General features: G+C 42.0%; 20 protein-coding genes and 1 pseudogene. 2 read left to right on the forward strand and 19 right to left on the reverse strand.

The features are described from left to right. Positions 1-43: 43 nt before the first annotated feature. The 12 genes from AC58QM_RS14110 to AC58QM_RS14165 form a co-directional block, all read right to left on the reverse strand. Entirely contained in the window at positions 44-340 is a 297-nt protein-coding gene (locus AC58QM_RS14110; RefSeq protein WP_497284934.1) for a hypothetical protein, read from the reverse strand. An 81-nt stretch (positions 341-421) separates the two neighbouring features. Continuing rightward, positions 422-2,725 carry a glycoside hydrolase family 2 TIM barrel-domain containing protein gene (locus tag AC58QM_RS14115; protein WP_497284936.1) on the reverse strand — a complete coding sequence of 768 codons (2,304 nt, stop codon included), beginning with the start codon at positions 2,723-2,725 and terminating at the stop codon, positions 422-424. A gap of 7 nt (positions 2,726-2,732) precedes the next feature. Further along, the gene (locus AC58QM_RS14120; RefSeq protein ID WP_497284938.1) at positions 2,733-3,581 is read right to left on the reverse strand and encodes a carbohydrate ABC transporter permease; all 849 of its coding nucleotides are present in this window, start codon (positions 3,579-3,581) and stop codon (positions 2,733-2,735) included. A 1-nt stretch (position 3,582) separates the two neighbouring features. Beyond that, positions 3,583-4,488: a carbohydrate ABC transporter permease gene (locus AC58QM_RS14125; protein ID WP_497284940.1), complete on the reverse strand. Its 906-nt coding sequence runs from the start codon at positions 4,486-4,488 to the stop codon at positions 3,583-3,585. A 96-nt stretch (positions 4,489-4,584) separates the two neighbouring features. Then, positions 4,585-5,934, reverse strand: a complete 1,350-nt coding sequence (locus AC58QM_RS14130; RefSeq protein WP_497284942.1) for an ABC transporter substrate-binding protein — start codon at positions 5,932-5,934, stop codon at positions 4,585-4,587. 182 nt (positions 5,935-6,116) lie between these two features. Further along, a complete protein-coding gene (locus AC58QM_RS14135) occupies positions 6,117-7,688 on the reverse strand; it encodes a response regulator (RefSeq protein ID WP_497284944.1) in 1,572 nt (523 codons plus the stop codon). Further along, positions 7,681-9,432, reverse strand: coding sequence for a sensor histidine kinase (locus AC58QM_RS14140; protein ID WP_497284946.1), 1,752 nt, complete (start codon positions 9,430-9,432; stop codon positions 7,681-7,683). Before AC58QM_RS14140 ends, AC58QM_RS14135 begins: the two co-directional genes overlap by 8 nt. A 235-nt stretch (positions 9,433-9,667) precedes the next feature. Further along, positions 9,668-10,465, reverse strand: coding sequence for a sporulation protein (locus AC58QM_RS14145; protein WP_497284947.1), 798 nt, complete (start codon positions 10,463-10,465; stop codon positions 9,668-9,670). A 106-nt stretch (positions 10,466-10,571) separates the two neighbouring features. Next, positions 10,572-10,997 (reverse strand): DUF1801 domain-containing protein, encoded by a 426-nt coding sequence (locus AC58QM_RS14150; RefSeq protein ID WP_497284949.1) that lies wholly within the window; start codon positions 10,995-10,997, stop codon positions 10,572-10,574. 38 nt (positions 10,998-11,035) lie between these two features. Further along, positions 11,036-11,647 carry a histidine phosphatase family protein gene (locus AC58QM_RS14155; RefSeq protein WP_497284951.1) on the reverse strand — a complete coding sequence of 204 codons (612 nt, stop codon included), beginning with the start codon at positions 11,645-11,647 and terminating at the stop codon, positions 11,036-11,038. Between the two features lie 565 nt (positions 11,648-12,212). Further along, on the reverse strand, positions 12,213-13,073 hold the full coding sequence (locus AC58QM_RS14160; protein WP_497284953.1) for a GyrI-like domain-containing protein: 861 nt from the start codon (positions 13,071-13,073) through the stop codon (positions 12,213-12,215). 159 nt (positions 13,074-13,232) lie between these two features. Then, positions 13,233-13,529 carry a hypothetical protein gene (locus AC58QM_RS14165; RefSeq protein WP_497284955.1) on the reverse strand — a complete coding sequence of 99 codons (297 nt, stop codon included), beginning with the start codon at positions 13,527-13,529 and terminating at the stop codon, positions 13,233-13,235. 564 nt (positions 13,530-14,093) lie between these two features. On the opposite strand from AC58QM_RS14165, the gene AC58QM_RS14170 reads away from it, so the two are divergent. Then, positions 14,094-14,405 carry a hypothetical protein gene (locus AC58QM_RS14170; protein WP_497284957.1) on the forward strand — a complete coding sequence of 104 codons (312 nt, stop codon included), beginning with the start codon at positions 14,094-14,096 and terminating at the stop codon, positions 14,403-14,405. A 399-nt stretch (positions 14,406-14,804) separates the two neighbouring features. On the opposite strand, the gene AC58QM_RS14175 is transcribed toward AC58QM_RS14170, so the two are convergent. The 4 genes and pseudogenes from AC58QM_RS14175 to AC58QM_RS14190 all read right to left on the reverse strand — a co-directional run bounded on the left by AC58QM_RS14175 (position 14,805) and on the right by AC58QM_RS14190 (position 17,924). Beyond that, positions 14,805-15,527 (reverse strand): YheC/YheD family protein, encoded by a 723-nt coding sequence (locus AC58QM_RS14175; protein WP_497284959.1) that lies wholly within the window; start codon positions 15,525-15,527, stop codon positions 14,805-14,807. A 194-nt stretch (positions 15,528-15,721) separates the two neighbouring features. Further along, positions 15,722-15,952 (reverse strand): annotated as a pseudogene (locus AC58QM_RS14180) (hypothetical protein); the annotation flags it as partial. A 296-nt stretch (positions 15,953-16,248) separates the two neighbouring features. After that, positions 16,249-16,980: a YheC/YheD family protein gene (locus AC58QM_RS14185; protein ID WP_497284961.1), complete on the reverse strand. Its 732-nt coding sequence runs from the start codon at positions 16,978-16,980 to the stop codon at positions 16,249-16,251. 29 nt (positions 16,981-17,009) lie between these two features. Continuing rightward, positions 17,010-17,924 carry a CapA family protein gene (locus tag AC58QM_RS14190; protein ID WP_497284963.1) on the reverse strand — a complete coding sequence of 305 codons (915 nt, stop codon included), beginning with the start codon at positions 17,922-17,924 and terminating at the stop codon, positions 17,010-17,012. 509 nt (positions 17,925-18,433) lie between these two features. On the opposite strand from AC58QM_RS14190, the gene AC58QM_RS14195 reads away from it, so the two are divergent. Continuing rightward, on the forward strand, positions 18,434-19,099 hold the full coding sequence (locus tag AC58QM_RS14195; protein WP_497284964.1) for a protein kinase family protein: 666 nt from the start codon (positions 18,434-18,436) through the stop codon (positions 19,097-19,099). A 500-nt stretch (positions 19,100-19,599) separates the two neighbouring features. Here the strand turns inward: AC58QM_RS14195 and AC58QM_RS14200 are convergent, their stop codons facing one another. The 3 genes from AC58QM_RS14200 to AC58QM_RS14210 all read right to left on the reverse strand — a co-directional run bounded on the left by AC58QM_RS14200 (position 19,600) and on the right by AC58QM_RS14210 (position 21,908). Then, entirely contained in the window at positions 19,600-19,923 is a 324-nt protein-coding gene (locus tag AC58QM_RS14200; protein ID WP_497284966.1) for a hypothetical protein, read from the reverse strand. Between the two features lie 166 nt (positions 19,924-20,089). Beyond that, positions 20,090-20,986, reverse strand: coding sequence for a polysaccharide deacetylase family protein (locus tag AC58QM_RS14205; RefSeq protein ID WP_497284968.1), 897 nt, complete (start codon positions 20,984-20,986; stop codon positions 20,090-20,092). Between the two features lie 370 nt (positions 20,987-21,356). Further along, positions 21,357-21,908 (reverse strand): hypothetical protein, encoded by a 552-nt coding sequence (locus AC58QM_RS14210; protein ID WP_497284970.1) that lies wholly within the window; start codon positions 21,906-21,908, stop codon positions 21,357-21,359. Positions 21,909-22,076: the final 168 nt, after the last annotated feature.

Consider the following 22,076-nt stretch of genomic DNA (forward strand, 5'->3'; position numbering starts at 1 on the left):
TTGGAGACGGCACCTTATTTCGTTTAAGCCTTTTGGGTATTCATTAAAGAAGAAAGAGATCAAGTTGCTCTACGTTATCGGCTTCTGATTTTGTTGGAGTTTCCTCATTCTTTTTATTCTCAAGTGTCGGCGTTGAAACAGCAACATCCAGCTCTTCAAGAACTTCAGTAGCCACTTCAACAGGAGCACTAATTAGGGAGTATAAAAAGGTTTGAGAACACTGACTGCAAATGTAAGGATAGCCCCTCTTTATTTTGAGTGCTAAAGCAATACGATCTTCAAGACTTAATTGATTAGATTGCGCGCATTGACCACATAAGAATTCTTGCAGAATAGACACCTCGTTTATGCTGATGAAGTAATCTCAATTATATCACATTCCTGGATATCTGTTCTTTAAATACACTATTGTTTGTTCTTATTACACAACATGGATAACCAGCTCCCCAGCAAACATGCCTTCAGCGAACGCTGATAATACGACACGCCCCTTAGCACCAGTTAACCGAATAACGGTACTGACGCAGCCTCGATACATGTGCATCCAAGAATTGTCATACGTCTCACTTCCACATAGATCACCGTTATCAACACCAACGATTTCAGCGGGACCTGTTACGACAAAAGTGACTTTGGCACTTTCACGAAATACTGGCGTTCCATCCTGATCTACGACTCGAACCGTGAATAACTGCTGATAACCTTCCTTGGCTTCCAAACGGATCTCCTCCGTATCAAAAGCAAGTCTCACAGCTGGACCAGCAGTTTTTAACTGATATTGACACACCTCTTCCCCATTCATGAACCCTCTCAACGTAATGGTCCCTGGGAAATAAGGAAGATAACCTGTAATCATTCGATTCGGATACGTAGCCGGCTTCTGCACATGGAACTGTTTCCCGTTCAATTCCAGAGTCACTTCCTCACAATTCGAAGCAATCATATACGGAATGACGGTCTTGTTAAATTGAGGGAAATTCCAATGACTCGCGTAGCGAGGCGTATCCCAATGCTCCTTCGCCCCCTCATCTTGCAACGAATAATCCATCACCGCCATATAGACCATTGGTTCCTCAGACCAGTAACTTTCATATAGATACGAAAGCGGCTTACGCTCATTGTTCGTCGAGAATAAGGAGCCCGCCCATCCTTTGGCTGGATACCCCATCGATTCGCCCAGATAATCAATACCTGTCCATAGCATTCCGCCAATGACATAATCATGTTTCTCGACGTCCATCCAAGGCACTTCATCGCTAAAATTTTGCATCTGATCCGGATGCCCTCTAAAGAATTGGTAGGTCTCCGATCCCAGAATTAATTTGTCCGGCATAGCCTCATGAATGGCAGGGTACCACTGCTCCTGATAATTGCAACTTAGTACATCGACATGCTCAGCAATCCTTCGGATACGCTCGATTCGCTCTTCATTATTATAAATTTCTGTATCACTGACTTCATCTACAAATTGTTGAATATCCTTCACTTGCGATAAGTCGATGTTGCTCTCATATTTGAAATGCGGATTCATGGCATAGGAGACAGGTCTCGTATCATCTAGCGTAAGCAGGTGCTCTTTCAACATTTTCAGAATGCTGATCATGGATGCCTGCCCTTGATTTTCAACCTCGTTCCCAACCCCCCAGATAAAAATACAGGGATGATTCCGATCTCTTTTTACCATCGCTTCTAAATCATGCTGCCATTCCGTCTCAAAATATCTGCGATAGGAACCTCCCGTCCACTTATCGAACGGTTCTTCATAGACAAGCAGTCCCAGTTCATCACAGATGTCCAGAATTTCAGAGGCTGGCATGTGGTGGGCTGTACGGATCGCATTGCATCCCATCGCTTTAAATTTGACTAACCGCTCTCTCCAAATTTCCGCAGGAACGGCAACTCCGAGACAGCTTGCGTCTTGGTGAATACAGAAGCCCTTAATCTTAATCCCTTCACCATTGATAAACATTCCTTTGCCAGCCTTCATCTCGATTTCTCGAACACCAATCCGCAATGCATAGGTATCTACGAGGCGGTCTCCTTCATAAAGGGATAACTCCAGATGATATAAATGCGGGTGATCCGTACTCCATAATTCAACCTGAGGAATTTCAATACGGATCATCCCGTTATCTGATTCGCCGGTCATACGCACACTTTCATCCGAAATACACGCTTTAACCAAGGAGGTGCTCCCTGTTGCAATGGTAACAATGCCAGTCTCGCCCTGTATGGCTGTTTTCACTTGAATTTCTTCTGGTTTAAGATGTTTCTTGTTCAATTCGAGCAGCTTAACGGTTCTGTAAATACCTGCCCCCGAATACCATCGGTCTGCCGGGGTAGCCGTGTTATCCACTTTCACCAGGATGAGATTTCCCCCTTCCTGCAAGTAATCTGTGATATCCAGCGTAAACCTAGAATAGCCATATTTTTGCCCACCGGCTTCGACACCATTGACCCAAACCGTACTATTTTCATAAACACCATCAAACTGCAGTTGATACACATAACCTTCCTTCTTCTCTTTCAAATTAACTTGTCTTCTATACCAACCTATTCCCCAGCGGTCTCTGAATCCTTGCGCATGCCCCTCTGTCATTGTTCGATTTATCGGTGCATGAATGGCCCAGTCATGAGGCAAGTTAACGGGCTTAAAGTTAAGATCATGCGGCTCCAGTAATGTAAATTCCCAACCCGTCATCAAATGTGTTTCTATGCGTGTCATGTTCAACTCATCCTTTCAGTCCTGTGGTGCTAATACCGTCCACAATATAACGTTGGAAAATAAAAAATACGATAACAGGCGGAAGCAACGATAAACTAGCCATCGCGAACATGGCAGACCAATCGGTCTGTGAACTAGGATCAGCAAACATCCGCAGCGCTACGCTGACCGTATACATCTTCGGCTTTCCTAGATAAATCATCGCTTCATAGAACTTATCCCAGGTCCAGTAGAATTCAAAAATCGCCGACGTAACAAGTGCCGGTACAATCAAGGGAATGATAATCTTGAGGTAAATGCCAAAGCGATTACAGCCGTCCATCTTTGCTGACTCATCGAGTTCATACGGAATGGTCCGGATAAACTGCATGATGAGGAAGATAAAGAACGCACTTCCAAAAAACGCAGGGACGACTAACGGAAGAATCGTGTTGATCCAATGCATTTTATAAAAAATAATATATTGCGGGATTAGAATAATTTGCGACGGCAGCAGCATGGTCACCATGACGGTTGCAAACCAGAACCCTTTGAACCGAAATTTAATCCGAGCGAAACCGTAAGCAATCAACGAACAAGATAATAGGGCGCCTAAGGTCGAGAGCAAGACGATAACGATTGTATTGGTAAAAAATGTGGCAAAGGTAATTCCCGCGAATCCTTTCCAACCACGTGCATAGTTAGAGAAGTTCCAGACTTGTGGCAGCAAGGAATGCGATTCAGCAAACACTCTAGCACTTTCTTTGAACGAACTAGCCATCATCCAAACAACGGGATACAACGATAACACAGCAATGAGAACACATAGAATCTGGAAACTTAGCTTAGGCAGTAACGATTTCCACGATGATGTCATTTCACTCACCCTTTGATTCATAATGAACCCATGAATTTGACGTTTTGAATACGATGGCTGTCAGAATCGCCACAATCACCAGCAGAATACAGGACAGGGCTGAGGCGTAACCCATTTCAAATAGTTCAAACCCTCTTCGGTATACATACAGCTGGTAGAACAACGTTTTATCCAGTGGGCCTCCGCCAGTGATGATTAAACCTTGGGTAAACGTCATGAAACCGCCGATAATTTGCATAATGAGATTAAAAAAGAGAACTGGACTTAGGAGTGGTAACGTAATCCGAAGGAATCTTTGCCAGCCGTTCGCACCGTCCACGACCGCAGCCTCATAGTATGAAGCAGGAATGTTTTTGAGCCCAGCTAGAAAAATAACCATCGGCGATCCAAATTGCCACATGCTGAGCAGAATAATGGAACCTAATGCCGTACTCGGGTCCCCCACCCACGAAATATCAGGTGTCTTCCCGAACAGATAACCAATCAGTGAGTTGACAGCTCCCTCTCTAGAGAACAACAGCCTCCACATGACGGCCACCGCAACGCTTCCTCCGATAATCGAAGGAATATAGAAGACGGTGCGATAAAAACCGATAAAGCGATGTTTGGTATTGAGCAGCATGGCAATCGCGAGTGCTACGATCAGACGAGCAGGAATCGCAATCAGCACGTAAATGAACGTCACTTTTAGGGATTGAATAAATTTGGGGTCATGCGTTAATATTTCAATATAATTGTCTAATCCCAACCACTTCGGAGAAGATAGCAAATCATATCTCGTAAATGAAAAGTAAAATAAACAAAGCAGTGGAACTAAGGTAAACGCTAAAAATCCAATAATCCATGGCAAAATAAATAGATACCCTGCCTTATTTTCAAAGTCTGAACGTGCTACTGTTTTACTCACTTCCCGTCACCTCTTCCGCGACTTACTTGTCAGCTATCTATCGCTCGCTATTCAAAAGGCAGCCGTATAGGCTGCCTTAACCAATTGCACAACAACTTATTTCTTATTCTTATCCAAAATTTTAATGGATTCACTCTTCAGCGTCGCATAGGCTTGCTCAGGCGTCGTTTTGTTGTATAGGATCTGCTGTTCCAAATCCAACATAAGCTTCTCGATTTCCGTTGATCCAGCTGGAGGCTGAGGATCCATCGGCGAGCTTGCTTTGGCAACCTGATCGATATAGGCAGCTGTTACTTTTTGTGCTGGCGTAAAGCCATCTTTAATACCGTCCCTAACTTTGCCCGCTACCGGCATTCCTCTCTCTGCATTCAACACTTTATTCGCGTCGACATTGTTAACGAAGTAAGAGATGAACTTAGCTGCTTCTTCTTTATTCGTAGAGTTTACTGGAATGGAGAAGTGATTGCCTGGACGCAAATCCATCGCTTTGGCCCCGTTTGGTCCTGGAAGAGGAATAAGCTTTAACTCCTTACCAGCCGCTTTGGAGATACTCTCAAACTGATTGGTATAAATAATATTAACCGCTGCTTTCTTCTTGGCGAGATTGGACTCCTCCGGCGATTTGATCGAAAGGATGACATCAATTGGCGGAATCAAGCCATCTTTGCTCCAATTCTTTTTCATCGTATAGAAGTCTACAAAGGTCTTTTCATCGAAACCAATCCCCGTTTTGTCTGCGTATTGAACCTGTCCCATCTGCCTAGCATAATAAGGGAACATGAAGTTTTCACCAAGCAGATCGTCAGCGCCGTACGCACCTGTAACCGCCTTCAATTTGACCAAATCTTTCCCGAGATCTTCCCATGTCGCATAGCCATTCTCAGGAATCGTCAATCCTGCTTTTTGATACGCCTCTGGATCTACAACCATCGCCTTCGCATTAACCCCAAGTGGGATGCCATACAGCTTTCCTCCCAGCTTACCGCTAGACAAGGCACTCTCACTAATATCACTGATATCGATAAGCTTCTTCGCTACGAGGTCGTCGAGAGGTGCAATTAAATTTTTGTCCATGAACTGCTGCGTGTCGGCCGATCCTACATAATATTGCAGCACATCAGGCATATTGTTCGTCGCTGCTTGCAGCGTAACTTTTTGCCAATAACCATCAAACCCTTGGAATTCAGGCTGGAAAGACACATTGGAATGATCCTTCTTGTACATATCTAGCACTTTATTGGTGGCATCATGTCTAGGCTGAGATCCCCACCACAACACCCGCAACGTGCTATCTTTCGCGCTTGCTGTTTGGCTTGGAGCGCTTGACGTCGTTGCCGCTGTTGTTGCTGCTGTACCCGCATCTTTCGTTCCGCTGGAGCAACCTGCTAGTGCCATTGTGACCGCCAAACTTGCTACGATCGGTGTCATCGCTTTATATGTTCTCATCTCAAAAACCCTCCTGTCATATACATTCCTGTGGGAAACTATGTGATCGATAACCAATGGCTATTATCGGGCCCTGAGAATACCATTTGTCTTGCTTTTATCGTACCTCCATGGGGCTTTCGGGACAATGTAATAACTCGATGACCTCTATGCAAAAACTCTACTTCTTCCCCTCGCTCTTATCATGATTTTCGCAGACCTTCTTCCCAATTCCGTTTGTACTCCGATGGCGTGAACCCTGTATATTTCTTAAATACTTTACTAAAGTATGGTGTGTCTTCCCTGAAACCAGTTAACCTAGATATTTCATACACCTTCAAATCCCCCACCTGTTCAATGAAACGGATCGCCTGCTCCATTCTGCGTTCCAAGACATATTGCGAGAATTTAACGCCGGTTTCTTTGGAAAATAATCGCCCCAAATAATCCACGTTCATATACAGCAGTTCTTTCCCAATCCACGTTAGGGATAACTCAGGGTTACCGAGGTGTTCATCGACAATCTGAATGACAGACGCTATCATTTTATTCTGACTACTAGACGACTCTTGATAATTGGTTTTCGCCACCTCTATTGAAATCGAACGAAGGAACTCAAATGTCGCATGCAGCGTATCCAATTCTTGAAATTTAACGACCTGAAACATCTTATCAGAGGTGGGAGGAAGCTGGCCCTGACGAATGACAATCATGTACAATTCCATACAGTGTAATTTAACCTCATTAATCTCCATGCGGTGTTGCTCAAAGACGTCTAAGAGAGACTGCAACCGATGCATAACATCGTTCACATCTCCAGCTTTTACAGAGGAGGCGATCGCTTCAAAGGACGCATTGAAATCGACCTGCCAAGCGGCCTTCGATGTCACTTGAACATCATCACGCGTAAGCATACATCCCTCTGTAAAATAAAACCGATAACGGAGCACATCCTGTACCTCTTTGTACATACTGCGAATATCCGTGAAACCGCCAGCTCCGCTGACACCCATAAATAACTCTAATCGGTAATAGGACTTATAAATATCTCTGACCTCATTCAATATCGTCGCCATGTCCTCAAATGGCATCGCTTGAATCAGAAGAAGTACACTGTCCTCAACAACCGTACTTAAATAGAGCTTCTCCGAAGTGAACAAATCTTCAGCAATGTTTTTTAAAGCGAACTTCTCTAGATAGCCACAGCTCTCGCCAAACTGAACAAGTACAAGTTGAAACGACTGAGCTTGAATATGGAACATGGCCATGAACTCTTCAAAATCCCGCTGATTATACGTACCCGTTAAGGCAATATCTCGAAGGAACTGCTCTTTGACCTGAGGGAGCACCCGATAAAAATTATTGTTCAGCTTAGTAAAGAACTCTCGTTCCCTGTTTGCATTGGCAATTTCCGATTTAATTTCGCTCAACACTTCAATAATTTGAATCTCATTACAAGGCTTAAGCAGGTAATGTTTGATCCCGTAACGCATGGCTTCGCTCATATAGTCATACTCGTCATAGCCAGAAAGCACGACAAATACGGTATCGCTTCTCCGTTCCTTAATCTTTCCTATGAGCTCAAGACCATTCATGACAGGCATCTTAATATCGGTAATCACGATGTCCGGCATCTCTTTGTCCACCCATTCTAAGGCTTCGAATCCGTTCTTGGCAGCTCCAATTAACTGCAATCCGTGTTCTTCCCAATGAACCAAAGTAGCTATGCTGTCTCTGGATAACTTCTCATCATCTACTAATAGCACCTTATACATCTGACACACTCTCCTTTGGCAGCTTAATCGTAACCGTGGTGCCCATCCCTTCCCTGCTATCAAATTGAAGCCCCGCCGATTCGCCGAATATTAGGCGTAAGCGTTCGTGAATATTTTGGAGTCCAATCCCCGTTCCCTTCGAAGGAATTTCGAATTTTCTCAATTGTTCTAGGGCGATCTCGTCCATCCCTGGTCCGTTATCCGTGACGGATATGTCGAGCCATTCCTCCCTTTCAACGGCAGCGATCGTGATCGTGCAGTCTCCCAGCATATTTTCCAAACCGTGCTTAATCGCATTCTCAACAATCGGTTGGATGGACATTTTCGGAATTCGGTACCTATTGAAGCTTTCATCGATATCGAGGAGGAAGTGCAGTTCGCTCTCAAATCTCACCTTCTGAATACTCATATAATCTTGAATCAGTCCAATTTCCTCACCGAGGGTAATCACTTGCACATTATTGCTGATGGCGTTTCGCAACAGTCTGCTCAGCGCTTCCACCATGCTGGATATGGCCGCTTGTCCGCTGGTCCTTGCCATCCAATTGATTGAAGTCAGTGTGTTGTACAAAAAGTGGGGGTTAATTTGTGCTTGTAAGGCTCTGTATTCCGTATCCTTCAACAACATTTGCCGCGTGTAGTTCTCTTCGATTAACGTATCGATTCTTCGTATCATGATAAAAAATCGCTTTTGCAAATACCCGACTTCATCCGAGCGATCCGTGTCTAGGGAATTGGTGACAATCCATTCGAAATCGCCTTTCTCTGCATACCTCATCTGCTGCGTCAATTGTTCGATCGGCTTCGTGATCCCTCTGGCAAAGCCATAACTAATTGCAATGACCGTTATGAATAATAGAAATACAACCACAAGTAGAGCAAACCGCAAATCATTTTTTTTCTTAAAAATGTCATTGTACGAGAGGACACTGAAATAGGTCCATCCCGTTTCTTTCGAGGTCGTGTAGGCGATAAACGAGCTGAATCCACCTACTTTTTGTATGGTATACCCTTGTTTGGCGTCCATCATAGCCACGCTCGGCTGAAAGCCTTCATCGGATGTATAAATGGGTTGGTTGCCTTTCCACATGTACAGGTATCCGCTATCTTTGGTAATGGTTTGATGTTGATGCACAACAGAGTCAATATTCACTTGAAAAATAAGTGTACCCAGCGGCTCCAACAAATCTGAGCCTGTCGAACGTATCTCTCTTGCAGCCAGCAGATAGGGATGCGTAGCATCGGGATCTACCCACACGTTACCTCCCTTGGCTTGCCTCGCTTTGATGATAACCTCTTCCATCTTGCTCTCTTCTGGGATTTGTGCACTTTGACCAACCATCAGACTGTATCCAGAATCATTCATAAAATGGATAGAAGAAATATGTTTTTCGGTCAGCATATAGACAAAAATTTTGTTTTTAAAATCGGTTAACGTCTGTGCCCGATCGTATTCATTCGTCATTTCCTTTACTTTAGAAAGCTGTTCTTGAATACGGGAATCCGTCGCAATCGTTAACGACAACTTTTCAATATTTCTAATTTCGTTCTCGATATCACCAATCGAATTATTGATGGTTTGGGCGGATTGCGCATATAACATTTCGTCATAAGCATGAAAAATGTACTGTAAACAAGACATAACAACTAGGCTAAAAAATATGATTAACAGCATCATAACGACCATCAGCTTATGTTTAATCTTCATATCCCGGAAGGATATACGACGAAATCGGTCCGTCATCAAGGTGCCCACTCCTTCAAAGAATAGTAAAAAGAGACACTGACCGCATCATCGTCAGTATCTCATCTTAGGTTATCTTATTACGCATACCATGCCCATACAAAAATTCGTGTTTTGTTAGTTACTTTTCAGACTTAATTAAATAGAAAAAGCCTACACCGGAGTCATCACGGTGTAGTTGAATATTGTATAATTACCCAAAAAAAGGCAGAAGAGTATTCGAATCTGTCCCCTACTATCCTAGCAAATTATTAAAAATACCTCGGAACTGCGCAGCCACTGCTGCCGTGCCTTCACCCAGCTCATCGGCGCTGAAATAATAACGGTGATGAGACTCATCCATATCTAGCATTTCCGCTAGAAGTCCGCTAAAACCACGCGCTTTGCGGTCAAATTCCAAGAGGATCTTAACCCCGTTCTCATCCGGGGAAAATACAAGTTCCAACTCTTCAACAGAACGGCTAAATTCACTATTTTTATAAGGTACAAATTCAAAATTCTGAATAAATGGCAAGTGTGAATTACGTTGCGGGAAATATTCGTTCTCTGCTTTATGTAAATGAAAGCCCAATTCCTCCAACGCTTCAAAAATAGCGGAGGTGTGCGGATGAGCCAATACTTGAATATCATCACGATCTGATGGATCAACTGCATTGTCAATATCCATGCCGGTACGAATCCAGATCGGGCTTACACCAATAGAGACGGGTGTCTCGTGCGGCAACACGAAATGAAATGGAATTTCGATCGACTCTCCTGGGGCAAACTCTAAACTTTCTCCCAACAGGATATTAGCTATCACAACCGATTCTGTCACCGTAAAATTCGGATTACTCTCAGAGGGCGAGGGCTTGCGATATTGTGTCATAATTTGAAAATAGATTTTGTCCACTTTTTGCACTACACTGCCGCCTTTAGCAACAATAACACCCTCTACCAATTCTCCTGGAACGAATGATTCCGTATGGAACTTTGTATCGAAATCAATGTTCCCAATTCCTATTTTAGCCATCATGTTTTTAAAAAAAGACATCTATATTCCTCCCCATACTCGTGGTAAATATACCCATTTATATGGTAGCGAATATACGTTCGTTTGTAAATACCATATTTTCAAATGCACACCTGTTTGAAGTTCGTTATTGTGAGGCCTCGACCCCAGATCGTATTGCAGCTTCAAGTATATCCATGTTTATATCTTTTAGCGTTTTGAACTTAATGCAATATCCGCTCACACTCGCCTTACCGATTTGTTCACCATATGTCTGGCTTAAGTATTTCTTATCTTCAATACCAAGGATATAGACGGAGATTCCAGTTTTGTTTGCACTGATACCAATTTGATAAAACTCTCTGGTCTTTCCATCCGCATATTTTATGGTGTGAATTCCATACCCTATATTAGGATTAGAAACAGTTATATTTTCATTATTTTTACCATCCAAGAACCATAATTTGCATACTGGCATTACTTGAAGAATGACGCGGTGCAACTCTTGCATATCACTACGTTTTGGTTCAGGTTGGCTGGTAATATACTTTTCGATTTGTTCTTCTACGTTCAATGTAATGCCCTCCTTTTAAGTTATTTGTTCATACAAGACTATAAATGCTTACTAAAGTTTTCTACTGTTAATTTCCATAGCCCATTTATGTTCTCTACTTTATGAGTGGCTGTATTTGAAGCTGGAAACGATTTATTTTTATTTGTCCATTCCAATCCCTTTAGAATATGATAAACGATATTGATAACCCCGCCATGAGTAACAATAATTACATTTTCAAGATGATCTTTTGCTGATTGCTCCTCACATAACCGTGTGAAAGTTTCTTTTATGCGTGAATAAAACTCTAGCGGACTCTCTCCACCAGGATACCTCTCATCCATACGTAAACTCGAGAAATATAGCCCAGGGAATCGTTCATTGACGATTTCATTAGGCATTCCAGCAATTACGCCATTATTCATTTCCCTCCATTGATTGCTACTTTCAACAGACAAATTCAATATAATAGAAATCTCATTCGCTGTATCTAATGCCCGTTGCAAGTCACTGCTCACTATACGAGTTATCTGAAGATTGCTTTGGTCATCTTTCAGATGGTAACCTAGCTTTTGTGATTGCCTAAAACCTTCAACATTAAGTCCTCTTTGGCTCCATCCACCACGATAGCCTTCATCGTCCACACCATGTCTCACAAAATAAATAGCCACATAGCTTCCCCCTTTGCATAACGCTGACTACCAGTTCTGACAAATTCGAACCCTTTCATATTAACACATATTGGAAGTAGCCTGACCTACAGTTGAGATTGCGAAAAGGCAGTTGAGCATATAGTTGCCCGATACTTCAAAGAAATAAAAAAGAAGCCCGCCAACAAGCAAGCTCCTCCACTATCGTTCTCCTTATTTTTATCTATTTTATTATCGATTTATAATTGCCCATAATATCCCATCCCAAAAGAAAAGTATTATCATAATAACGATAAAAATCCCAATAGGATTCGGACCACGACCTAAAAAATAAAGAACAGCGCTGAGTATGATTGTCAAGATAGCGGCGATTACTACTTTTACAAGAATGGACTTAATCATATTCCTCATCGTCATATTCTAGCTCCTGTGAATTCCTTTGGGTTCATTTTCTTATTCTTTAAAGTTGTGTTGTATCCTCCATTATCAACTCAAGACCACTACCTTATACTATTTAGAAGGCTGCCGATCCATTGCAGTCTCCTCTCAAAGTTTATTGAGCTCTCGTTCCTTCGATAGAGCTTAATCAAGGGGTTTTCGAAACTGCAATCCATACTTCTGCTGAAGGATGATGATCTGGTGGGTAGTAGCACTCAATACCAGGCAAGTTGGCTAGTTCGTATCCTGATGTTGGAACCCACTCTGTATAGAGTCTTTTCCAAATCCCTTGAACATCTAGTTCAGGAGTCACTTCAAAGACCGCCCATGTGCTCGCGGAGAAGTTCAGCATTTCCATGTCTTCGGGGATATTATCGCCGGAAATAGCCGCAAAGTAATAATCGAATTCCTCATTATTTCCGAAATTACCATTGGCACAAATCCCCAATATACCTCTTGGCTTCCTTGGCGGATATGCCCATAATATCTCAATAAGTTTATCTAATTGTCCGTTATGTTTTGCCTTTTCCCAAAGACCTGGAAGCACTTCGAAAGCTTTATTAGTATTCACCCGTGCTTTGAACCCAATCGTTGAAAACGCTTCAAGGTGCTCTATTCTGTAATTCATACCAATAGCTCCTTTAATATTAAATGAAAAAGTCATACGAGGAAAAGCTTTTAATCTCACACCAGTTCTACGTGCAGCTGTAGGCGTGACTTTGTGTAAAGCTTGAAATGCACGTGTAAATGCTTCTGGAGAGTCATATCCGTATTTCAAAGAAACGTCGAGAACTCTAACATCAGTGGTTTGCAAATCGAACGCAGCAAGCGTTAATCTTCTACGTCGTATGTATTCAGATAGAGGCACTTCAGTAATGTACGAGAACATCCGTTGAAAATGATGCACGGAGCAGCATGCAATTTTAACGACTTCAGCATGGTCAATTTCATTTCTTAGATTATCATCAATGTAATTTATTGCGTTATTCATTCTCTCAAGCCAATCCATACCTTACCCCCTCTATTAACAATATACACCAGCTAGAGGTAACATTTCCTAGCATTTCGTGCACAAAAGTGCAAGCATAATACTCATTGGACTAAGTATGATGTTCTTGACTTGCCACATAACTGCCCTGTATTTGAGAAAAGGCAGCCGTACTTCCCGTTATTGTGGTTTAAGTTTGTTTTGAATAACAAAGAAATGATTAAAAACTCCTATTACTCTTATTTTATTGTTCTCGTCTCCGAAGATTTGGGTATTTGCCATCATGAAAAATGGCAAGGAACGAATATGATTAGACATTAAATCGAGGTTTGTATGAATACATTTATCACTTGCCCTTTCACAATTCAATCCATGTTCTGCTTGAAGATATGCATGATAGTCTTTTGAGCTTGGCTTTGTAGCTACCAGTATAATAAGTAGCGCAATAATGGGTAGGATAATAAGCCTTTTCTTCATTACGTCTCTCCTCGAAGATTTTATGTAACGGAAAGAAAATAAAGGAAAAATTACCTTATAAATAGATATGCGTCAGGGAAGATGTTGTTGCGCTAAACTGCCCGTTCGTATAGCGCGGCTGCTGATCCATGCCGGCATCCGCGTCTAAGTTGATTATTAGGCTAAAAGTTCTCTGTTTAGTTTATAAGGATTACTTTTCTTGAAAATCCATACTTTCTAGAATTTCTTGGAAATCTAGAATTGAACTCTTATAAATAACTTTCATAGGATGTGTTCCTAATACTATAAAACTGGGAGTCAGACTTGAATACGATGAGGGTATTAACACGCTTGTCCCAATCATTATTATTCACGTATGACACTTCACTGAATCTTGTATAGGCCATCTTTCGTTTTTGCCGAGAGGTGGCTTGTTTTCGTTTATTGAAGTGCAGCATCATAAGCTGATCTGCGCGAACACCGGGCGGACGTGCTTTTTTTTTTTTCTTGTCCACGGTTATACCTTACCAAAACCATTCCAACAGCATTTACTAGAATTACATCAACAAGAAGGGAGGTACAGGTATGGGATTAAGGTACCCACTCGTACAGATCCATAACTCTACGCCATATTTTGCGTCTGGGACAGTTGTATACGCATCGTTTGTATGTTCTAACGACGATTATAGTGTTGCAAGTGGCAATACTTGGACAGCTTCTAGTCGTGGAGCCTGCTTGGTGACGAAGATCACCGCAACCGTTAGAACTCCAAATGGAAATATTGAAGCGGAACCATATACTTCTAGCGGCACTTCTTACAGCCAGTTTGCAATTATACAAGTAGGACCAAATCAGTTCCAAGTGACGCGTGTTGTAAGTTCCAAGAGACGTAAGTAAAACCCGATGCGGGCATTATCAAGAATATGTACCAAGCAAAAATAAGACGACCGGCCAATAAAAGGCTAGTCGTCTTATTTTGTATTTATATATCCCAATATTACGTAGCTCTAATGCTAGGATCTATCGTTCGTAGCGCGATCAGTATCTTCTGCATTGTTCGTGCTTTGGGTGCGCGATCATCGTCACTAGAGGCCAAGGTATCGATTGTACTTCGACCTAACCCTGATTTCCTATCGAGCCACTCCTGCGCTAAACCGTTCCTATCTAGAAGCTGAACGAGTTGGGGCCATTAGTTTTATGGGGTATAATCTTTATTTTTGTTCTTATCCACGCGGTATCAGTTTGCGAACACTGCGGTCCAACGAAAAACAGCGAATCTTCAAATGGTCCGCTACTTTAATGTTTTTGATACCACCGTATTCTGTGATACATCGAGGAATCTTTCAAGAGCCTGAAAGGGTGCAAATCCGGCAGGTAATTACCTTCGATGATCCAAATCTGACTCTTCTTATCGATGCCAATATCGAACCCGACTTGCCTCAGCTTCGGGAAATGCTCTCCAAGCCGTTTGGCAGCCAAGAGCGCGACCCGTTCGGCTTTGACGAATAAGCTTCGATCCCCGATGCGGGACACTTTTAGTGCCCTAGGCACTGGAACGATGAGGCTAGGCACATTCGTGACGAGATACCCCTGCGCCGCCACTTTGGCGTATGAGCCTGTCACTTTCCAAGTGGACGAAGTACCCTTTCTTCGCTGCACCATTATCCGAATGTCGAACGGCTTGTGTTGAATCTGAGCAAGCTGCAAGCGGCTTTGGACAATATACCCACATCCTTTAGTTTTTTTACCGATCCATTTGAGTAACTGCTCGGTGTCTTTCATTGTGACCGTTTTATTTTCGTTATGAATACGATAGGAGTTCACTCCGTTTCGGGTAATGAACAGGATGTCCCGTCCGAAGCTCCCGTCACGCGGCTTCAGAACGAGGCAATGATATTGAAGAAGTAGCTTCGCTAACTCGTATAGCTTTAGCAATCGCGTTTTAGGCAACCGTGCGGCGAGAGAGGACGTATCCTTCAGGATACGATATTGCATCCATTTGTCTCGTTTGATCGACATGGAATCGGTTACCTCCTTATAAAGTATCGAGATGTGAGCACTATACTATTCTTACTCTGCTTGCAAGAGTTTGACATAGTATAAATGACGGGTGAGAATCGTCCATTATTATGGCGGTAGCCAGGCTAGGAAGGTTTGGCACACAGGGGTGCCTGTCGGGAGGAGAAGCAGCTACTGGCTTCCTGCAAAGTCACTCAAAACAGAAACAGCGGCTGGATTCCTAGGACGACGTTCAAGCCTTTGTTTGTAAGCCAATTCGCTAAGTTCCACCAATAATGTCCAGTGGGTTCCATGCCTATGATTACACGGTTTAAACGGTGCTTTTGTAGAATTCCCTCTATCCAACGTTGCAGCTTGTCAAAGCCTTCTATGGTATTACTAAATGAGAGGTGTCGATATTGTTTAAAATTCATAATAAGAGCGCCTCCTTGATGGTGTTGGGTTTTAAGCCCGGGACAAACCCATCATACCGAGGCGCTCCTTTTTTGACAAAGGCCATTTCTTAGCCTTAACAGGAATGTTTAACGTAATGGAGGCTGCCGATCATGCTGGCAGCCTCCCATTGATGGTTTATTGAACAAACGCGGTTACCACATACGAATCCCCTTTATTTTAAACGAAAAATAGGGATTCGTTGCGTAAAACCTGACTTTATCCTTCCGTTTTCATTATTGGATTTAGGGATTAGTGGTGATACAATCTATTGAACTCTCGTTCACCGTTAGTTTGTGAACCTTTCGTAACGTATGATTTTGCGAAACATCCGCTTATCGGAAAGAGCATTAAAAATGTATTTATCTGGCTGTGTATTGACCTCAATGATCCAAGGCTTCATCTCCTTATCAATACCTATATCCACTCCATACGACCTAAACTTCGGAAAAATTCCACTCATATGTTTACTTATCCTAACACCTAGCACTCCAAGCGATTCAATATAAGAAACCTGCTCCTCTTTAAGCATAAACGGGGAAAGCAGCTTACCCACCGGCATCGGCCTCCCTCCGCTATGGTAGTTGGTCACGACCTTATTAGGCAGTGCTACTCGACCCACGATTCCGGTTACCTCCCACTTACGCTGCCGGTTTCTCTGTACCATAATACGCAGATCAAACGGAAGTCCCTTATAGTGGAGTAAGGGGATGCCCTTCTGCACCAAGTAGGTTTTCTTCCTTTTTGCCTTCTGGAAAGCAATGTACGTTCCCTTAATGGTTGCGAATGAACGGTGCCGTGTGCCATTCTCCAACCGATATCGGGAATCAGTGCGAGACAACTTAAAAATACCATAGCCTCCTGTACCATTACTCGGCTTTAGATAGACAGCGTGATATTTTTCCAACATCCCCTCCACGTTTGCTTCGGTTGCACGGAGTGTTGGTGGTAGATTACTCGCTAGTTCTTCATTAGTTAACAACGCCTTGTATTTGCCTAACTTGTTATTCCAGTACCTCATACCTTCACCCCAATTTGTTGATAACCGTTCTACCAATCCGGTACAACCCGATAAACGTTTTTCTTCCCTGCATTTTGCAAAATGCGGGTTGGCACATTTGACATTTTCAACACTTCCGTTATTCCTTTTGCATTTTTCGTTACTTTTAACATCAATATTGTTCCTCGCAGTCTAGCGGTATGCTGGGGAAGTTCGGTGGATACGAAATTCCCCAAAGAAGACGCCGCTACCCTATTTCTAATGCGTCCGTCGATGTCCTTCACCTTAAACATTCTGATAGGATGCAGGACATGGGGATGCGCTCCCAGCACTACGTTTACACCTTGATTAAACAGCAGTTGCATGAGCCGGATTTGGTTACGGTCGGGATAGGTTCGAAATTCTTTCCCGAAATGTAGGCAAGCAATGATAAAATCAGTTCTACTCTTCAAACTGCGTACGTCCGCTATTATTTTCCGTTGGTTTAGCCGGTTAACTAACCATGGCTCTGGCACTGAGATCCCATTCGTGCCTTTCGTATACGCCAATATTCCGATGTTTATTCCCTTTACGTTAACAATCAGTTTCCGGCGGGCTTCCTGTGCAGAGCGATACGTTCCCGTATGTTGCAGGCCATGTTGATCGAGGACATCTAATGTTCGTCTCAAACCGGTTTGTTTCCCGTCCATACAATGGTTATTGGCTGTGCCTACTACATGGAAGCCCAAGTTCCGAAGCGTAGTAGCGAATTCGTCAGGGGTATTGAACAATAGCTTTCCGGGCTTTTCGCGAAAATCGTTGCCGGAGAATGTCGTCTCCAGATTGCCTATCGTTAAATCAGATTTCTGCAGATAAGGTTTTACTTTGGAAAAAATAGGGTCGAATCCGCCTTCCCTTGCGGCTGAGGCGATCATCTTCTTTTTCATCAACAAATCCCCGACTGCAGCGATTCTGATTGTCGTCAATCCACCCACCCCTTTCATGCTTACACATTATGCGGTGGAAAAGCGAAATGCTTGAAAGTTAGGCGCTCTCGGTACTGGATTTTTTATCATGTGACACCTCCACAAAAGGCAATCAAAAAAGCCTGCCATCGAGGCAGGCTTTTGCGCACTATTTTGTTAATTCAGAGAACAAGGATGTTGACTGAGATTATGTAAAAGTTCCTGTTCTATCGATATATTTAATTGCTTTAACGCTAACAACACCGCGCCCGCTACTGGTGAGAATGCGGGTTTAATAATCCTATACTTCTTGTTATTACCATCACTCATTTTGGACGCAAGTCTTAGCTGGAAATAGTCACCGTTAACGAGACTGCCTACTAAAGAAATTTTGACTTCTGCATTGGCGCGTAAGTTCTCGTTATCTAACCCGCTATAATTTTTGATATATATGTCCAAGCAATTTTTGCACGGTCAACATAAATTAAATCTATCAATCTATCAATCTCGTAGAAATAGGAGGGGCTATGATGGGAACCATGTGGGGTGGATATACCGTTGATCTTAACCTGATCGGGTCCGGAGCTTTAGGCAAGGTCTATAAAGCATATGATTCGAAAGGACGCCAGCTGGCAATCAAAGAGACTTCCAACCGTGAAGCGGCAAGACGCGAAGCGCGGATTATGCAGAGTTACAGGAACGGTGAGTTTTTGCCACGCTATTATGATTATTTTGAGATCGGGGAAAGAGGCTATTTGGTTACTGAGTATATTCGGGGGTCGACTTTGGGTAATGACTTTCATAATACCTTCACCAATAAGCGGGATCAGGACTTAAGTGTAGAGATTACAATCAATATCCTCAAGGGGCTTAGACAACTCCACAAAACAGGGTATATCCATAATGATGTGCTGCCCAAAAATGTAATGATACTTCACAATAAGCCTGAGACGGTCAAAGTAATAGATTTCAACATTGCCAAAGAGATTGTGAGTCCCGCTGTCATGAATAAGGAGCTACAGGCTGTGTGCAAAATATGCGCTTTCCTAATGAACGGGACGCTAGCGGATATCCATAAGGCGGAAATCCGCGATAGAGATCTTAGGCGTGTGTTATTAAATCCATTTGACGTAAACGATAAGGACAGGTATCCATCGACTGACGCACTCATTGCTGCATTGCGACCTTTTTGCTAAGGCACCTGACTGGACTTATAAACTATCGTTTCCATTGAATTCATTCAACTTTTTATGTTGAGAATTGAGATATAACACGAACTATACAAGCCCCGCGATACTGAGAATTAAACTAATAAAATGCATGTAGTTTAGTAAATTCCAAATATTAGTGGGTGTTAAATTCTTCAATTGCTCTTTCTGTGTACTCTTAAAAGTAATAGCTCTCCAGCTACGTAGATCTAAACTTTTCTAATCCACTTATACCAAACAGAAAAACCCCAAAAAATAAATAATAATACATTCATATTCACAAACCAATAATACCATAAATAGGAATACTCCCTATTGCATATATATTAGATCGTAATTAAACATTTCCACCAGTCAACACAAAATGCTGCACGAGGCAGCCTTCTTAGGTTTGTTAAACTATAGTACCTGTTAGCTTAACAAATAACTGAGTTTATTTCCTTTTAAGATACGCAAAAATACACCTTCGGGGATGAATAATAGAGATATTAACTATAATCTATTTCATGGCTTTCTAATTTACCGTTTTGATCAAATTGTAATCGAAGCAAACTAACACTAACAGCCATTAATCCTGCTGTGCCCAGGTAGTAAACATATTGAATATTAGGTTTATCAATCTTTTGCTCAGGTTTTCCTAGTAAACGAATGATTTCTTCCTCTGTCATTCCTACAAGTTCGTATTTATTTATCAAACTATATACCATATCATTCCTTTTCTCAGGTTCTTTTAACCAACCTTCTTTATTAAATTGTTGATCACACGCACAGAGAAATAGTAATACTAACAAAGAGAGGAATATCTTATTCACAGTTTCACTCCTATCGACGGATCTCTCTCAATATTAGACGAAAATGGGGAGAAATCGTTGCGTTAACCTGCCCATTAGTTGAGAAAAGGGCTGCAGCGTGGCAGCCCTTTTCTAATTTTAATTCCTTCTTGGTCGATTGGCTTGGAACAGCCATCCTTTTTATCATTCAATTGTCGTATTGTTGCAATTTACGTGTCAAATGTTCAGCTGAGACATAGGGCATCCCAACGCTAATCCGCATAACTTCATCGCTGTTCCCCGTATTAATTCCCTCTTTGGTCGTAAAAAATAAAGAGAACCCGAGCAATCTCGCTTCACTAATAGTCGTTGAATTGTATTCCCCCATTGGGAAACAAAGCATCGAAAGTTGATTATGCAGCTTGGCTTTCAGAATCGCTTCTCCAATGAGCAAGTCATCTCGTACACGAAACTTCCGTTCTTCTTCCGATTCGGTCCTTCGAAGACTTGGAACATAAATTCGATTCGTCAGCGCCGGTACCAGCTTACCTTCTTCGTCACTCTTTTTCTGATGTAGATCATAGGTATGGGAGTAGAAGCTAAATCCATCTCGCTTCATCTCCACGATCTGATCCCACGTCAGGAACGGTAAGGACGGATAGTCCGAGTTAATATCACTGATGATTAAAAAGTTAGTCGCGGGGTACCCCATCTGTTTCAACAACGGATATGCCTTCTCATAGAAGGAGCGATAGCCATCATCGAATGTGATCACAACCGCATTTGGCGGCAATATCCTGCGGTGCGCCTTGAAACAAACATAGTCTTCTATAGGGACAACGTTGTAATGTGTATCTTTTAATAATTGCAGGTGCTGTTTAAACTTGGCAGGCGTAATTGTAATGAAAGATTCTTGTTCGTCTAAGTGATGGTAAGTTAAAAAAATAGCCTTGTTCGTGTAATGAATCACGGATTTATCAACCTGAGATTTTATGGATGCGCTTACATTTGAATTCGAGCAAATGGAATCTAACGGATTATCCTGCTGTACCGTGGAGGTCAGGCCCCCCATGAGCAACATCATGAGTAAAAAATATGCCTGCAAGCTAAGATCCCCTCGTTTCTCGCCTCATAAAATGAGATCGAATCCTCCCTACAATATACTCGGACTCTTACGGGATAGAACGCATTCATGCATAAAAAAAGAAGCACCCAAAAGGTGCTTCCTCCGTATGAATATAGTAATCCTGAATCTATCATATTTATACTAATTGCCAGCCGCTGTGATCTGCTCCCTGATTGTTTCAACTATAGTTCTGCGTTAGCGTAATGAACTATCGAATGCCTGATGCGTGAATATAGTGTTAGAAGATGCGTGCCGCTTATTCAAAAGGAATACATTAGATTTCTATCTTTAATTATAGTGCAGATTGCCTTTTCATTTTTTTACACAGTCTGGCTTAATTACTTCATTCCTATGAATGGACAAATAAAATAGCAAAGTTTTTACCTTTATACTCTTTAAAAAAACTATCTATATATTCTATCCACTTTTTTCTGGGCTCAATGTTGTCTGGATGTTGCTTAAAACCATTATTAAAATCTAAAATTGGTTTGTATCCATAGTCCCTCTCAGAATGCCAAATACCATCTGGAGTAACTACAGAATATGGTAATACTTCATTTACTAAATCATAACCTTTTTTAACGCCATCAATCCCAAAGCCGTCCCAACGCCATTGTTCATTAAACGTGGTAATCCAGTAGTATAATCCATTCTCTATTCCATCATCATTATTATGATTTTTTAGGTGTTCTTCAAAATCAAATAAATTACTAAATCCTTTTCGTTTTGCAATTTCTAAAGTTTCTTTTTCAGAAAAGAATCTTTTGTACGGCTCAACTTCTAACTCGGAATAGTAATTAATAATATGATTTTTTACAAATGTATAAACCGTATTATCATCTAAAAACAAATTATCAGGCAAAACAACATAGCATATGCTTTTCACACCTATCACCACCACCAATGAGTCCACTTATAAGAGATAGTTTAGCTAATTTCAAGTTTAAACGCCTCCCCTAAGCTTTATCCATATGTTACCACATGTTGTAACTATCCTGCCCGTTACTTCAACGAACGATGGCAACCGATCGCGCGACCGGTTACCCTCATGTCGTGATACTATGTATAA

The organism is Paenibacillus sp. J22P165 (genome assembly GCF_059692015.1).